The sequence below is a fragment of the Micromonospora sp. DT15 genome, assembly GCF_049841475.1.
In the GTDB taxonomy this organism is placed as follows: Bacteria; Actinomycetota; Actinomycetes; order Mycobacteriales; family Micromonosporaceae; genus Micromonospora.
Genome location: NZ_JBNCKJ010000003.1, coordinates 372,430 through 386,789, shown reverse-complemented (window position 1 = coordinate 386,789; position 14,360 = coordinate 372,430). Strand labels below are relative to the sequence as shown.

Below are 14,360 nucleotides of genomic sequence, written 5' to 3'. Positions count from 1 at the left end.
GGCCGTCCCCGGACCGGCATGGATCCGACGTGGACCGGGCGTCGGCAGGCTGGACGAATGTTGACCACGAAGAGAACCACCATCCGGCATCCGCGCGGGGTCGACCGTCGACGACGGCGGCTCCTCGGCAGCCTCTCGGCCGTCGTCGCGGCCCTCGTCACCCTGTCGCTCAACGCCCCACCGTCGCTCGCGGGCACCACGCCGACGACCGGCGGTGCCAGGCCGGTCACCGTGGACGTCACCGGCGGTGGGAACGATCGCATCGACTGGCAGGCGTGCCCGGAGCAGCCCGACGATCCGGGCACGCGCTGCGGCACCCTGCGCCTGCCGGTCGACTGGGCCCGACCGGGAGGGGAGACCTTCCCTCTGGCGCTGGCCCGGCGTCCCGCCACCGACCCGGCCGCCCGCATCGGTGTCCTGGTCTTCAACCCGGGCGGTCCCGGCCTGTCCGGGGTGGACGTGGCGTTGACGGCTGCCAGCCAGCTCGGGCCGGACGTGCTGCGCCGCTTCGACATCGTCGGCTTCGACCCCCGGGGCACGGTCCGTAGCGCACCGGTGCGCTGCTCATCGGCGCTGCTCGGTCAGCACCCCTCCCTGACACCCGCGAACGCGGCGGAGTTCGAGCGGCTGCGCACCTACAACCGGCAGTTGCGAGACGACTGCCGTGCCAACAGTGGCCCACTGTTCGACCACCTGGACAGTGTGAGCGTCGCGCGCGACACGGACGCTATCCGGGCCGCACTCGGTGAGCGGCAGCTGAGCCTCTACCAGTGGTCCTACGGCACCCTGATCGGGCAGTCCTACGCCGAGCTGTTCCCCGACCGTGTCCGCGCCCTGGTCATGGACAGCGTGATGGACCACAGCCAGGGGGTCCGGGAATACTTCCGCGGCGGCGCGGCCAGTAACGAGGCGCTGTTCCACGAGTTCGTGACCTGGTGCGAGCGAAACCCGGGCTGCGCGCTGCACGGACGTGACGTGCCGGCGCTCTACGACCGGCTGATGCGCCGTGCCGATGCCGGCACGCTCGTCGACGCGGCCACCGGCACCCCGCTGAGCTGGTTCGAGCTTGGGTTCGCGACGTTCGTCAACTTCTTCGACGCGACCTGGGCCGATCTCGCGACCATGCTGCTCGCGCTGGAGCGGGGCGAGCCGGCCTCACTCGCGTCCCCGATGGTGCCGGTCGACGGCGACGAGGACCTGACCGAGTACGCGCTACCGGCGTTCTGCCAGGACTGGTCGCTGCCGATCGACGGGTTCGCCGACTGGAACCGGTATCTCGACCTGTCCCGCGCCACGGCACCGCACCTGCGAGCCTCCCCGCTGGCCGTCCGCTTCGGCGCGATCTGCCTGGGCTGGACGGCGACCAACCCACAACATCGACTGCAGGTCCGGACGAGCGCGCCGCTGCTGGTGCTCAACGGGCGGTACGACCCGGCCACCCCGTACGACGGGGCCCAGCGGGTGGTGCGCCAGCTCGGCAGCCGGGGCCACCTCCTCACCTACGAGGGATCGGGCCACGCCAGCTACCCGAGGACCGAGTGCACCCGCCGTCAGGTGGAGCGGTACCTCATCACCAGAACCACACCGCCGGCCGGCGCGAGCTGCCCGGCCGCCCCGGTCTGACGCGCCGACGGTGTCACGGCGACGCTCCAGCTCACGGTAGGTGGTGCTGGGGCGTCGCCGCTCGCTCGGCAGGGCGGCGATGGTAATACGGCTCGGAGAAACCCGCAGGTCGGGGGTGGTGGACCTATCGCGGCGGGCGCGGGCCCGAACCTGGGCACCCTTGACATCGAAAGGGGTACCCATGCCACACTCCCGATGCTAATTCGATTTAGCGACCACCACCCAAGCCCTCAACTCCCCACACCGGACCAGACCGCGACGAGCGACCACCACAAAGGAGTCTTCGCGCATGAGGGAAACGACCGGAAGACGCAGGCTCCGGCTTGCGATCTCGATTCTCACGTTCACGGCGCTCGCTGCGGGGGCCGTCGTCCCCGCGCCGGCTGCCGCCGCCGGCAGGCCCGCTCCCGCGCCGGGTGCGACCGTCAAGGCGGACCGCAACTCACCGACCGGATACACCGTCACGTTCGTCTACCGCAATCCGCAGGCCACCCAGGTCCGCCTCGCCGGGGACCTGACGCTGCTCGACGTCGGCACCGGCACCACCCGCTACCAGCCGGAAGAATGGCAGCCGGGGCGCTATCACGCGGGCGGCACGGAGTTCCTCCGGGACATGACCAGGGATCCGAAGGGGAACTGGTCGGTCTCGGTCCCGCTGCACGCCGGCGGTCTCAGCTACTGGTACCGCGTCTGGGACCCGACGCAGGGCTGGGAGAACAAGCGCATCTGGGACCCCGCCTCGACGAACCCTCGGCCGCCGGGCGACGCCTCGTTCCGGGTCAGGAACAACGACGTCCTCGATGCCGTCCACGTGCCGTACGCCAAGAAGCAGAACGACCCGGTGCTGAAGGCGCGTGCGGACTACGAGTTGCCGGTGGCCGACCGCGCGAAGCGGGGAACCGTCAGGTACGTGCCGTACACCACGATCCTTGGCGACAGTGGCCACTACCTCGGCGTCTACCTGCCGGCCAACTACGACGCCAACCGCGCGGAGCCATACAAGGTCGCGTACCTCGCCCACGGCATCTTCGGCGACGAGACCGACTTCATGGTGCCCGCGAACGTCCCGAACATCCTGGACAACATGACGGCCAGGGGCGAGATCGAGCCGACAGTGGTCGTCACCATGGGCAACCACTTCACGGGCACCAGCCTCGGCTTCGCGTCCTACAACCAGACCAACGCGGCCAACAACCTGGTCCAGACGATCCTGCCCCTCGTCGAGAGCAGCTACAACGTCTCGACCGAGCGCTCCGGGCGGGCCTACGCGGGATTCTCGTACGGCGGAATGACGGGCGGCGTCGTCATCAAGAACTACCCGACCACCTTCGCGTTCTACGGACACTTCTCGGGCAACCCGTCGCTCACCACCCAGGACTACGACACCATCGCGAACGCGGTCGGGGACGACGATCTCTCGGTCTTCCTCGGCAACGGCGTCTTCGAGGGCAACCTCAACGCCCAGAACGCCATCGCGGACAACTTCCGGGCGCGTGGATACGCCGCCGCGACGACCCAGGTCCCCGGCGCGCACGACGGGATGACGGCGGGCCAGCTGTTCACGATCTTCGCCCGGGATCACCTGTGGTCGGGGGTCGACTCCGTGTCGGTGACGCCCGCGACGGTGAACCTGACGAAGGGCTGGAACTGGGAAAGGCAGTTCACCGCCCAGGTGACGACCAACGAGGGTGTGAGCCCGGCGGTGACGTGGTCGGTGCAGGGAGCGACCTCCACCGACACCAGCATCTCCGCGGAGGGTCTGCTCTCGGTCGCCGCAGCGGAGACCGCGTCGTCGCTGACCGTCGTGGCCACGTCGGTGGTCGACCCGTCCAAGTCGCGCTCGGCCCAGGTCACCCTGACGCCTCCGGGCCCGGGACGGGTCGCGGTCAAGGCGAAGGCCACGCCGGCCTCGGTCGTTCGCGGTGGCACGTTCACGCTGACCGTCGACGTCCGGGCCCAGTCGCCGCACCCGAAGGCTCCGAAGGTGACCGGCGAGGTAGCCGTCACCTTCGGCGGCACCACCCGGGTGGTTGCCCTCCGTGGTGGCACGGCCGTCGTCGAGCTGCCGACCGCCGGGCTGCCCGCAGGGGTGTACCCGGTGCACGTCGCCTACTCCGGTGACGCGGCCCACGCCCCCACCGCTGCGGTTCACCAGCAGCTGCGGGTCCGCTAGGCAAGCAGGCAGGGGTGGGCCGGCGACCTCTCGTCGCTGGCCCACCACCGGCTGTCCGTCCGAACCGTCAGCTCACGCCCCGAACCGCCTCGATGATCGTCTCGGCGACCTCGCTCGGCCGGGCCACCGCCATCGCGTGCGACCCGCCGACGACCTCGCGCTGCCCACGGGGGTTGGCCCGCTCCGCCATGAAGCGGTGCGCCTCGGCGGGGATGTTCTTGTCGGCGTCGCCAAACACGAACCAACTGGGCAGCGATCGCCAGGCGGGGTCGCCGGTGAGCTTGTCGCCCAGGCCCTGTTCGGTGATCGGCCGCTGGGTCCGGGCCATCAGCGCGGCCATGTCGTCCGACGCGTCCGCGCAGAACTGGGCGTGGTACTGCTCCTGGCCGATCGCCACCTCGTTCCCACCGGTCGACACCGGGTACTGCACCAGCGTGTCGGCGAGGGTGCTGCCGGGAAACTTCGCGGACAGCGCCAGCGCCGACTCACCGGTGTCCGGGGCGAAGGCGTTGACGTACACGAGGGCCCGCACCGAGGTGTCGCCGGCTGCGGCCTGCGTGATCACCATGCCGCCGTACGAGTGGCCGACGAGGACGACCGGACCACCGATCCCCCGCACGACATCCTGCACGTACGCGGCGTCGCCCGCCACGCTGCGCAGGGGGTTCGCGACGGCCACCGAGTCGTAGCCGGCGCCCAGCCGCTCGAGCACGCCGTTCCAGCTCGCCGACTCGGCGAATGCGCCGTGCACGAGCACGAGCGTGGGCTGTGGATCAGGCATGACAGGTGCCCCCTCACTCCGTGAAGCTGTTACCGCAGGTCGCACTGGTACGCCTGGATACCCGTCACGCGAGTGTGAAACGTCGGGTCCGACCGGCTCGCCGATGACGTCGACCGCCCGCCAATGACCACCCGGATATACGGGGTCGACCGCCCGCGCGCCGGACCCTATAGTGAGTTCCATTATGGGACTTACTGCATTCTGGCGGTGGTGGGTCGCCGGCACCACCAGCCAACTCGGCTCGGCGGTCGGCGCGCTGGCCCTACCGCTGACCGCGTTGACCGTGCTGCATGCGTCGGCCTTCGAGATGGGTCTGATCACGGCGGCGGGCTATCTGGCGTACCTCCTGATCAGCCTGCCGGCGGGCGTGATCGTGCAGCGTCTGCCGCTGCGCGGCATGCAGGTCGCCCTGGATCTGGTCCGGGCCCTCGCCATCGCGTCGGTCCCGCTGGCCTGGTGGTTCGACATGCTGACGGTGGCCCAGCTGATCGCTGTCGCCCTGGTGGTGAGCTTCGCCAACGTGCTGTTCGACGTGGCGAACCAGACCTTCCTGCCGGAGATCGTGCCGGCCGCGCAGTTGCAGGCCCGCAACAGCCTCACCTCCGGCACGCACGCCGCCACCTCGCTGGGCGGGCCGTCCCTGGGCGGTCTCGCGGTGCAGGTGCTGGGCGCCGTGCCGACGCTGTTCGTGGACGCCGTCAGCTACCTGCTCTCCGCCACGCTGCTGCGCACCCTGCCGGCCCGGCGGGTGCAGCGACCGGCCGAGCGGCCGCCGATGACCACGATGATCCGCGAGGGCTGGCACTTCGTGATCCGGCACCCGATCATCAGACCGGCCATGTGGGACGCCACCGCGACGAACTTCGTCAACGGTGGCATGCTCGCCCTGTTCCCGTTCTACCTGGTGCGCGAGCTGCACGCACCGCCGCTCATGGTCGGGCTGTTGATCGCCGCCGACGGCCTCGGTGCGCTCATCGGCGCGGCGTTGACGACCCGCTTCACCGATCGGTTCGGCACCGCCCGCGGCCTCATCATCGCGGCCTTCGTCGGTGTGGCCGGCGCGCTCATCATCCCGCTGGGCACCGGCACCGCCGCGTTCGTGGCCTTCGCCGTCGGAAACCTCATCTTCGCGAGTTCCAACGTGGTGCTCAGCGTGACCACCCGTACGTACCGCATGATCGCCAGCCCGCCGGATCTGTTGTCCAGGGTGATCGCCACGGTCAAGTTCGTCTCCTGGGGCGCCATCCCGGTCGGCGGCCTGCTCGCCGGCATCCTGGCCGGGCCCCTCGGTGCCCGTACCACCCTGCTGATCTTCGGGGCGCTCACCGTGCTGTCCCCGATCATCTACCTGTCGACGCCGATTCGGCGACTGCGTGACCTGCCGCTCGGCGCCACTCCGACACCCGCCGAGGCGCGGGTGTGAACCAGCCGGATGCGCTCCCGATCTGCCCACATCGCTCAGCGGATATCGACAGAAGGTGTAGCCCTCAGTCCCCTGGGGCAAGAACCCGCCCATGGAGGGAACTGGAGGGTGCGCGGGGCATCCGCACGGCCAGCAGCACCGAACCGGTGACCCGGGCCAGGTAGGGCTGGCGATCCCACTGACGGCAGTCTGCGTCTGATGCGGCTGAGGCACAGCCTCCCCCCGGTGGCGCTCGGCGCGGTGGCGCTCGGCGCGGTGGCGCTCGGCGCGGTGGCGCTCGGCGCGGTGGCGCTCGGCGCGGCTCTGGGTGCCGACCCCGCCCACGCCGACACCCCGTCGCCGTCGCGGCTCCCACTGGTGGAGGTCGCCACCTCGCCGGAGGCCATCAAGGTTTCGGTGGCCGACGTGGTCGAGTTGGATCTGACCGTCCCCCTGCCCCTGCCGACCGCTGTCGTCTCCGTGCCCGTGCCTCTACCGTCGACGGACCCGCTGCCCCTGCCGTCGGCGGTTCCCGTTTCGGTGCCGACGCCGTCAGCCAAGCCCTCCACCGCCCGGCCAAGTCGGCCGGCTGGGACCCCCTCGTCGTCACCCAAGGCCACACCGGCACCGTCCACCTCGGAGTCCCCGAAGGCACGGGCCGACTCGCAGCCACCACCGACACCGCAGACGCCCGTGCCGGCGACGGTGTCCCGGGGCGGCGCGAACGGCACGTCCGACGGCGAGGCGTCGAGGCAGGCGAGGAAGACGGAGGCCGCCGTCACCGGACAGCGGCCCAACCCGCCCGCCCGGCCCGCACCGGGGCCACCGGCGTTCGTCCTGGCGCTCGCGTCCGCACCGACCGGCGTCGGTGCCGGCGGCGCCGACCCACCCACCTCAACGGCCGAAGCTCCGCCGCACACCTCGCCTCTGCGCGCAGGGCTCACCGTCACCGCCGTCGACATGCGCGCTACCAGCCGACCCGTCGAGCGGGGCCCTCCCCCGCCCCGACAACTCCTGATCACCCACTCGCGTCCACGACGTTGATCAGGAGAGGTTCATGGAAATCGCCGTTATCTGGATCCCCGCCGACATCGAGCCGTCGGAGCCCGTCGTCGCGAGGTGTCTCAGCCACCTCCGTCGAAACTCCTACCGATTCGCAGGAGTCATGCGGGCTCCCTGGGAGACCATCGAGCAGTCGATGATCGACGGAGAGGTGGATGTCGTCGTCATCGCCGACTTCGCCCACCTCCCGCCGGACCGGTCCCCCCGGATCGAGCTGGCCAGTACCCCCGACGTCGACGAGGACCGAACGGTTCCGGATTCACCGCTCAACTGACACCACGAAGCGCCCCGTCCACTGCGGACGGGGCGCTTCGTCGACCTGACGAGATCACCACCCCGGCACAAGCCGCTGCGCGGGCCTGGACACGGTTCGGTCAGAGCTGCGTGAGGCGTGGGACGAGGCCACCGTCGCGCATCCTGGCCTCGCCATCATCGGCGGTGACGGCTCCCGAGAGCAGCTCGTCCTCGACCTGCGCAGTGACCCCGCCGGCGCCGCCGCGAACCCGAGGATCAGGCCGCGACGGCCGCCCGTACGTCATCGTCGGCGGCGCGCAGCCGAGCGGCGGCCTCTTCGGCGGTGCAGTTCGCCAGCAGCAGCACGATGGCCGTCTTGGCGTGTCCGTGCGCCGCCGCGAGCGCCCTCGCGGCCGTGTCGAGATCGGTGTCGGCGGCGTCGGCGACGATCCGACGCGCCCGGTCGACGAGCTTCTCGTTGGTGGCGTTCATGTCCACCATCAGATTCCCGTAGACCTTGCCGAGCCGGGCCATCGTGGCCGTCGAGAGCATGTTGCAGACCAGCTTCTCGGCGGTGCCGGCCTTGAGCCGGGTGGAGCCGGTCAGCACCTCGGGACCGGTGGGCACCTCGATGGCGACGTCGGCGTGGCGGCTGGTCACCGCGTCGGTGTTGCAGGCCACCGAGACGGTCGCCGCGCCAAGCGCGCGGGCATGATCCAACCCACCGACCACGTACGGGGTACGGCCGCTGGCGGCGAGCCCGACCACAGTGTCGCGGGCGGTCAGACCGACGGCGTCGAGGTCGGAGACAGCGCGGGTCGGGTCGTCCTCAGCGCCCTCGACGGCGACACCGAAGGCTCGTGCCCCGCCGGCGAGCAGACCGACGACCCGCTCGGGCGTCGTACCGAAGGTGGGTGGGATCTCGACGGCGTCGAGCATGCCGATCCGGCCGCTGGTGCCCGCGCCGAGGTAGATCAGCCGTCCGCCCTGACGGAGCGAGGCCACGATGACGTCGACGGCGGCGGCGATGTCCGGCACGGCCCGGCGGACGGCGGCGGCCACGGTCTGGTCCTCGTCGTTCATCGCGAGAAGCAACTCGGTGGGAGACATCCGGTCGAGGTCGCCGGTCTTGTCGTTGCGGGTCTCGGTGCCGAGGGTGCTGAGGTCCACGGGGTGCTCGTTCCTCTCGCTGGTGTGCAGTCGCCGGCCGGCGGGGAGAGGTCTCCGATCGCTCGGTGGCGGCTCGTCGTCGAGCGCGTCTCGCGACCCGCCGCCGCGGCCAGGCCGAGGGCGCAGCTGCGAACAGTCCCCGTATCAGCAGGCTGAAACCACAGCGTAACCAGCCCGGACCGGCGGTGGCAAAAAGTTTCGAGTTAGGCTGGCCCAACGTCACTTATTGACAACCGCTGGTTGGGAGCGAGCCGTGCGTCAACTCGACCTCGTCGTGATCGTGCTGTACCTCGTGGTGATCGCCTTCGTCGGACTACGCCTGTCCGGTAAACAGAAGTCCGCCAAGGACTACTTCGTGGGCGAGGGTCGGCTGCCCTGGTGGACCGTCTCGTTCTCGGTGGTGGCCACCGAGACCAGCGTTCTGACCGTGATCAGTGTTCCCGGCGGCGCCTACAGCGGTCAGGGCTTCGGCAACGTCGAGCTGGCCCTGGGTTACGTCATTGGTCGGGTCGTGGTGGCAGCGGTGCTCATCCCGCTCTACAAGCGGGGTGGGTTCGTCAGCGCCTACCAGTACCTCGGTGAGCGTTTTGGCCTGAAACTTCAAGGGCTGGCGTCGGTGACGTTCGTCTTCACCCGCCTGCTCGCCGAGGGTGTACGGCTGTTCGCCTCGGCCATCCCCATCAAACTTCTTCTCGACGAGTTCGGGCTGAATGTCGGCTATCAGGCGATCATCATCGTCCTGACGCTCATCACTGTGGTCTACACCTACCTCGGTGGCATCAAGGCGGTCATCTGGACCGACGCCATCCAGATGGGGCTGTACCTGGGCGGGGCCATCCTGGCCATCGCGGTGCTCAGCCACGCCGTCGGCTTCGACGGCTACTCGCAGGCGCTGGACGCCGGCAAGTTCCAGCTCTTCGACACCAACTTCAACCTCGCGCACGTGCTCACCAGCCCGTTCGCCCTGCCGACCGCCATCATCGGTGGCGCGATCTTCGCGATGGCCAGCCACGGCTCGGACCAGCTGATCGTGCAGCGCATCCTGTCCACCCGCACGCTGCGCGAGGGACAGAAGGCGATGATCTCCTCGGGCATCTTCGTGGTGATCCAGTTCGCGGCGTTCTCCCTGGTCGGGGCGCTGCTGTGGTCGTACAACAAGGGTCAGACCTTCAAGGAGCTCGGCCTGGCCAGCAGCGACAACCTCTACCCGAGCTTCATCCTGCACGCCCTGCCGGTGGGCATCTCGGGTCTGCTGGTGGCCGGCATCCTCGGCGCCGCGATGGGCTCCTTGTCCTCGGCGCTGAACTCGATGTCGAACTCCACTGTCGCCGACTTCATCCACAGCTTCTTCCGCACGGTGCCGTCCGACGACACGATGCTCCGGCTCGCCCGGGTGATGACCCTGGTCTGGGCGGTGCTGATGGCGATCTTCGCCTGCGCGTTCAGCTCCAGCACCGGAAACGTCTACCTGACCGGTCTGACCATCGCCGGCTATACCTACGGGGCGTTGCTCGGCGCCTTCCTGCTCGGCCGTCTCGTCAAGCGGGCCAACCAGGTGGACGCGGTGATCGCCTTCCTGGTCACCGTGGCGGTGATGACCTACATCGTCCGCTACGTCAAGATCGATGTGACGACGGCCGGAGCCACCACCGCCACCGCCATCGCCGCGCAGTGGCTGGTCCCGATCGGCGTCCTGATCACCCTGGTCGTCGGCGTGGTGTCCAGCCGGTTCCACCCGGCCCCGGAGACGCCGTACGACCATGGACGTACCGACGAGGTCGACGACGACGCGGCGGCGGCGCCAGCCGGCCGGGCGTGAAGGAGGACGTGATGCGCGTGATCGGCCTGATGTCCGGAACCTCCTACGACGGCATCGAAGCCGCAGCGGCCGAGTTCGAGCTCAGCGGCGACACCCTGCGGATGCGACCGCTGGGCCGGCTCAGCCACCCCTACTCGGACGAGTTGCGCACGCAGATCGCCGCGGCCCTGCCGCCCACGGCGACCACCACCGAGGCGATCTGCGTGCTGGACACCGGCATCGGTCAGGCCTTCGCCGAGGCCGGCGCGCGGGCCCTCGCCCAGCTGTGCGACGGCAACGCCGACCTGCTCGTGTCGCACGGGCAGACGATGCATCACTGGGTGGAGGACGGCAGGGTTCGGGGCACTCTCCAGCTGGGTCAGCCGGCCTGGATAGCGGAGGCCACCGGCCTTCCGGTCGTGGCCGACCTGCGCAGCCGCGACGTGGCCGCCGGCGGCCAGGGCGCCCCCCTGGTCGCCCTCTTCGACACACTGCTGCTGGGTGGCCTACCCGGCGTCCCGGCCGCGCTGAACCTGGGCGGCATCGCCAACATCACTGTCGTCGCGCCGGACGCGGACCCACTCGCCTTCGACACCGGACCGGCGAACGCACTCCTCGACGCCGCCGCCCGCCACTTCAGCGGAGGCACCGAGGAGTACGACAGGGACGGGCGCGGAGCGGCTGCCGGGCAGGTGAACCCGGACCTGCTGCGGCGGCTGCTCGACGAGCCGTACTACCGGCTGCCCGGCCCGAAGAGCACCGGGAAAGAGCTGTTTCATCTGCCGTACCTGCTCGCCGCCCTCGCCGACGCGCCCACACCGGACCCGCAGGACGTGCTGGCCACGCTCACCCGGCTGACGGCGGTCACTGTGGCCGGCGCCTGCCGCGACCACGGCGTCACCCGGCTCGTCGTCTCCGGCGGCGGCGCACACAATCCGACCCTGATGCGCATGCTCGCCGACGAGCTGCCCGGCGTCCAACTGTCCTCCAGCGACGACCTGGGCATCGCGTCGGACGCCAAGGAGGCGCTGGCCTTCGCGCTGCTGGGCTACCTGACCGTGCACGGGCTGCCCGGCACCCTGCCCTCGGGCACCGGCGCGCGGCACGCCTCGGTGCTCGGCAGCATCACCCCCGGCCGGCAGCCGCTGCGACTGCCGGCTCCGGCCAGCACCGCCCCCGCCCGGTTGCTTGTCGTCGCGTCTCCGGTGGCCGACTGACCATCCCTTCTCGGAGGATCCGCCCATGAGCACCGTCGTACCCGTGCCGCCGCCGAGCGCGGCCGGCGCTCGCGCCCGCGAGGTCGCCGAACTGCTGCGCTCGCGTCTCGACGATCCGAACCGGGCCAGCGCCGAGCTGCCCCGGAGGTTGGCGGCGGCACACGACGCCTCGCCGTACCTGTTCGAGCCGCAGGCCGTGGTCCGCGCCTCCTCGGCCGCCGAGGTGGGGGCGCTGATGGCCGGCGCCCGCGAGGCCGGCGTGCCGCTGACCCTGCGCGGCGGCGGTACCAGCCTGGCCGGGCAGGCCGGCGGCGCGGGCGTGCTGGTCGACGTCCGCACCGACTGGCGTCACGCCGAGGTCCTCGACGACGGCCGCCGCATCCGGCTCCAGCCGGGCCTGACGATCCGGCAGGCCAACGCCCGGTTGGCCCGCTACCGACGCCGACTCGGCCCGGATCCGGCCAGCGAGGCCGCCTGCACTGTGGGCGGCATGGTCGCCAACAATTCCAGCGGGATGACCTGCGGCACCACCGACAACGCGTACCGCACCATGGAGTCGCTGCGCTTCGTGCTCCCGTCCGGCACCGTCGTCGACTCCGGCGCCCGCGACGCCGACGACCGGCTGCGGGCCGACGAGCCCGAGCTGCACGCCGGGCTGCTGCGCCTGCGCGACCGGGTGCGCTCGACGCCGGGGTCGCGCGCCACCATCGAGCGGCTGTTCGCCATGAAGAACACCATGGGGTACGGGCTGAACTCCCTGCTCGACCACAGCACCCCGGTCGAGATGCTCGCCCACCTGATGATCGGCAGCGAGGGCACGCTCGGCTTCGTGGCCGAGGCCGTCTTCCGTACCGTCGAGATCCACGGCCACGCCGCCACCGGCCTGCTGATCCTGCCCGGTCTCACCGACGCCACCGACGCGCTGCCGGCGCTGCTCGCCGCCGGCGCCCGTACCGCCGAGCTGCTCGACGCGGCCGCGCTGCGGGTCAGCCAGCGCGACCCGGGTGCCAGCACGGCCCTGCGCGGGCTGACGGTCACCGGGCACGCCGCGCTGCTGGTGGAGTTCGCCGAGGACAGCGCGGAGCAGTTGGCCGCGACGCTGGCTGACGCCCGGCCCGTACTCGACCGGCTGCCGGCCGTCACCGGCACCGAGCTGACCCGCGACCCACGCGAACGGGCCAACCTGTGGCACCTGCGCAAGGGCCTCTACACCGCCGTCGCCGGGGCCCGCCCGCCCGGCACCACGGCCCTGCTGGAGGACGTCGCGGTGCCGATGCCACGCCTGACCGGCACCTGCGACGGGCTGATCCGCCTGTTCGACAGGCACGGCTACCCGGACGCGGTGATCTTCGGACACGCCCGGGACGGCAACCTGCACTTCATGCTGACCCAGTCCTTCGACACCCCGGCCGAGATCGACCGCTACGCCCGGTTCACCGACGACATGGTCGACCTGGTGCTCGCCGAGGGCGGGACACTCAAGGCGGAGCACGGCACCGGTCGGGCCATGGCGCCCTTCGTCCGCCGGCAGTACGGCGACGAACTGTACGACGTGATGCGTGAACTCAAGCGGTTGTGCGACCCGAGCGGCCTGCTCAACCCCGGTGTGCTGCTCAACGACGACCCGACCGTGCACCTGCGGCAACTCAAGGCCGTCCCGACGGTCGACTACGAGCTGGACGCCTGCGTCGAGTGTGGCTACTGCGAGCCGGTCTGCCCCACCGCCGACGTCACCACCACACCGCGGCAGCGCATCGTCCTGCAACGGCAGATCGCCCTCGCCACCGCCGCCGGCGACGAGGAGCGCCGCCGGGAGCTGACCGCCGACTACGAGTACGCCGCGGTGGACAGCTGCGCCGCGGACAGCCTCTGCGTCACCGCCTGCCCGGTCGGCATCGACACCGGGGCGGCGATGAAACGGCTGCGCGCCGAGCGGCACAGCCCTCGCGCCCAGCGCACCGCCCGCACCGCCGCGAAGCATTGGCAGGCCGCCGTGACGGGCGTCCGGATGGGGCTGACCGCCGCGCACGCGGTGCCGACACCGGTCACCCGCGCCGCCACCGGGATGATCCGTGGGCTCGGCGCCTCCGAGCTGGTGCCACTGTGGACCGACGATATGCCGCGTGCCGGCGCGCCCCGCCCCACCCCGCGCAGCGCGCCGGACGCCCAGGCGGTGTTCTTCGCGGCCTGCGTCGGCAGTCTCTTCGCCCCCGAGGACGGCTCCTCCGGCGGGTCGGCGGCGGCGTTCCTGCGCCTCTGCGAACTGGCGGGGGTGCCGCTCGTCGTACCGACCGGCACGGCGGGCCTGTGCTGCGGAACCCCGTGGCAGTCCAAAGGCTACCCCGCCGGCCACCGCGAGATGGCGCAGCGGACCCTGGAAGCGCTCTGGACGGCCAGTGACGAGGGTCGCCTGCCTGTCGTGTGCGACGCGTCATCGTGCACGCACGGCTTGACGCAGCTGACGGCCGCGCTGGCCGAGGAGGAACAGGCACGCTACGGCGCACTGCGCTTCGTCGACAGCGTGACATTCACCGCCGAACACCTCCTGCCGGCGCTGCCGCAGCCCCGGCGACTGGGCTCGCTGGCGCTGCACCCCACCTGCTCCACCGTGCACCTGGGCGGCATCGACGACCTGCGCGCGGTGGCCGGGGCGGTCGCCGACACCGTCACCGTGCCGGACAGTTGGGGGTGCTGCGCCTTCGCCGGTGACCGGGGGCTGCTACACCCCGAGGTCACAGCCGGCGCCACGGCGGCGCAGGCCGCCGAGATCAATGAGCGCGACCACGACGCGTACGCCTCCTGCAACCGCACCTGCGAGATGGGCATGAGCCGGGCCACCGGCCAGCCGTACCGGCATGTGCTCGAGGTGCTTCTCGAGGCGATCGAGCCGCTGGCGTAAC

The 14,360-nt window shown here is 71.1% G+C and carries 10 protein-coding genes; 8 read left to right on the top strand and 2 right to left on the bottom strand.

The features are described 5' to 3' along the window. Nucleotides 1-57 precede the first annotated feature (57 nt). Both ACLQ3F_RS09335 and ACLQ3F_RS09330 read left to right on the top strand, forming a co-directional pair. Nucleotides 58-1,623: an alpha/beta hydrolase gene (locus ACLQ3F_RS09335; protein WP_425847874.1), complete on the top strand. Its 1,566-nt coding sequence runs from the start codon at nucleotides 58-60 to the stop codon at nucleotides 1,621-1,623. A gap of 289 nt (nucleotides 1,624-1,912) precedes the next feature. Then, nucleotides 1,913-3,796, top strand: a complete 1,884-nt coding sequence (locus ACLQ3F_RS09330) for an alpha/beta hydrolase-fold protein (protein WP_425847872.1) — start codon at nucleotides 1,913-1,915, stop codon at nucleotides 3,794-3,796. Between the two features lie 67 nt (nucleotides 3,797-3,863). Here the strand turns inward: ACLQ3F_RS09330 and ACLQ3F_RS09325 are convergent, their stop codons facing one another. Then, nucleotides 3,864-4,577 (bottom strand): alpha/beta fold hydrolase, encoded by a 714-nt coding sequence (locus ACLQ3F_RS09325; RefSeq protein ID WP_357206379.1) that lies wholly within the window; start codon nucleotides 4,575-4,577, stop codon nucleotides 3,864-3,866. 184 nt (nucleotides 4,578-4,761) lie between these two features. On the opposite strand from ACLQ3F_RS09325, the gene ACLQ3F_RS09320 reads away from it, so the two are divergent. From ACLQ3F_RS09320 to ACLQ3F_RS09310, 3 genes are all read left to right on the top strand, one after another. Continuing rightward, nucleotides 4,762-6,000, top strand: coding sequence for an MFS transporter (locus ACLQ3F_RS09320; protein ID WP_425847868.1), 1,239 nt, complete (start codon nucleotides 4,762-4,764; stop codon nucleotides 5,998-6,000). Nucleotides 6,001-6,198: 198 nt separating this feature from the next. After that, nucleotides 6,199-7,023, top strand: a complete 825-nt coding sequence (locus tag ACLQ3F_RS09315; protein WP_425847866.1) for a hypothetical protein — start codon at nucleotides 6,199-6,201, stop codon at nucleotides 7,021-7,023. 121 nt (nucleotides 7,024-7,144) lie between these two features. Continuing rightward, a complete protein-coding gene (locus ACLQ3F_RS09310) occupies nucleotides 7,145-7,315 on the top strand; it encodes a hypothetical protein (RefSeq protein ID WP_357262236.1) in 171 nt (56 codons plus the stop codon). Between the two features lie 236 nt (nucleotides 7,316-7,551). On the opposite strand, the gene murQ is transcribed toward ACLQ3F_RS09310, so the two are convergent. Further along, the gene (murQ, locus tag ACLQ3F_RS09305; protein WP_396791818.1) at nucleotides 7,552-8,445 is read right to left on the bottom strand and encodes an N-acetylmuramic acid 6-phosphate etherase; all 894 of its coding nucleotides are present in this window, start codon (nucleotides 8,443-8,445) and stop codon (nucleotides 7,552-7,554) included. 253 nt (nucleotides 8,446-8,698) lie between these two features. On the opposite strand from murQ, the gene ACLQ3F_RS09300 reads away from it, so the two are divergent. From ACLQ3F_RS09300 to ACLQ3F_RS09290, 3 genes are read left to right on the top strand one after another with little or no spacing between them, the layout of a single operon-like run. After that, nucleotides 8,699-10,264: a sodium:solute symporter gene (locus ACLQ3F_RS09300; RefSeq protein ID WP_425847864.1), complete on the top strand. Its 1,566-nt coding sequence runs from the start codon at nucleotides 8,699-8,701 to the stop codon at nucleotides 10,262-10,264. Between the two features lie 11 nt (nucleotides 10,265-10,275). Beyond that, on the top strand, nucleotides 10,276-11,460 hold the full coding sequence (locus ACLQ3F_RS09295; RefSeq protein ID WP_425847863.1) for an anhydro-N-acetylmuramic acid kinase: 1,185 nt from the start codon (nucleotides 10,276-10,278) through the stop codon (nucleotides 11,458-11,460). A gap of 25 nt (nucleotides 11,461-11,485) precedes the next feature. Next, a complete protein-coding gene (locus ACLQ3F_RS09290; protein WP_425847860.1) occupies nucleotides 11,486-14,359 on the top strand; it encodes an FAD-binding and (Fe-S)-binding domain-containing protein in 2,874 nt (957 codons plus the stop codon). Nucleotide 14,360 lies beyond the last annotated feature (1 nt).

What these genes read in the sequence shown, in the direction of transcription:
- ACLQ3F_RS09335 (WP_425847874.1), top strand. Translation starts at nt 58, where the DNA reads ATGTTGACCACGAAGAGAACCACCATCCGGCATCCGCGCGGGGTCGAC.
- ACLQ3F_RS09330 (WP_425847872.1), top strand. Translation starts at nt 1,913, where the DNA reads ATGAGGGAAACGACCGGAAGACGCAGGCTCCGGCTTGCGATCTCGATT.
- ACLQ3F_RS09325 (WP_357206379.1), bottom strand. Translation starts at nt 4,577, where the DNA reads ATGCCTGATCCACAGCCCACGCTCGTGCTCGTGCACGGCGCATTCGCC.
- ACLQ3F_RS09320 (WP_425847868.1), top strand. Translation starts at nt 4,762, where the DNA reads ATGGGACTTACTGCATTCTGGCGGTGGTGGGTCGCCGGCACCACCAGC.
- ACLQ3F_RS09315 (WP_425847866.1), top strand. Translation starts at nt 6,199, where the DNA reads ATGCGGCTGAGGCACAGCCTCCCCCCGGTGGCGCTCGGCGCGGTGGCG.
- ACLQ3F_RS09310 (WP_357262236.1), top strand. Translation starts at nt 7,145, where the DNA reads ATGCGGGCTCCCTGGGAGACCATCGAGCAGTCGATGATCGACGGAGAG.
- ACLQ3F_RS09295 (WP_425847863.1), top strand. Translation starts at nt 10,276, where the DNA reads ATGCGCGTGATCGGCCTGATGTCCGGAACCTCCTACGACGGCATCGAA.
- ACLQ3F_RS09290 (WP_425847860.1), top strand. Translation starts at nt 11,486, where the DNA reads ATGAGCACCGTCGTACCCGTGCCGCCGCCGAGCGCGGCCGGCGCTCGC.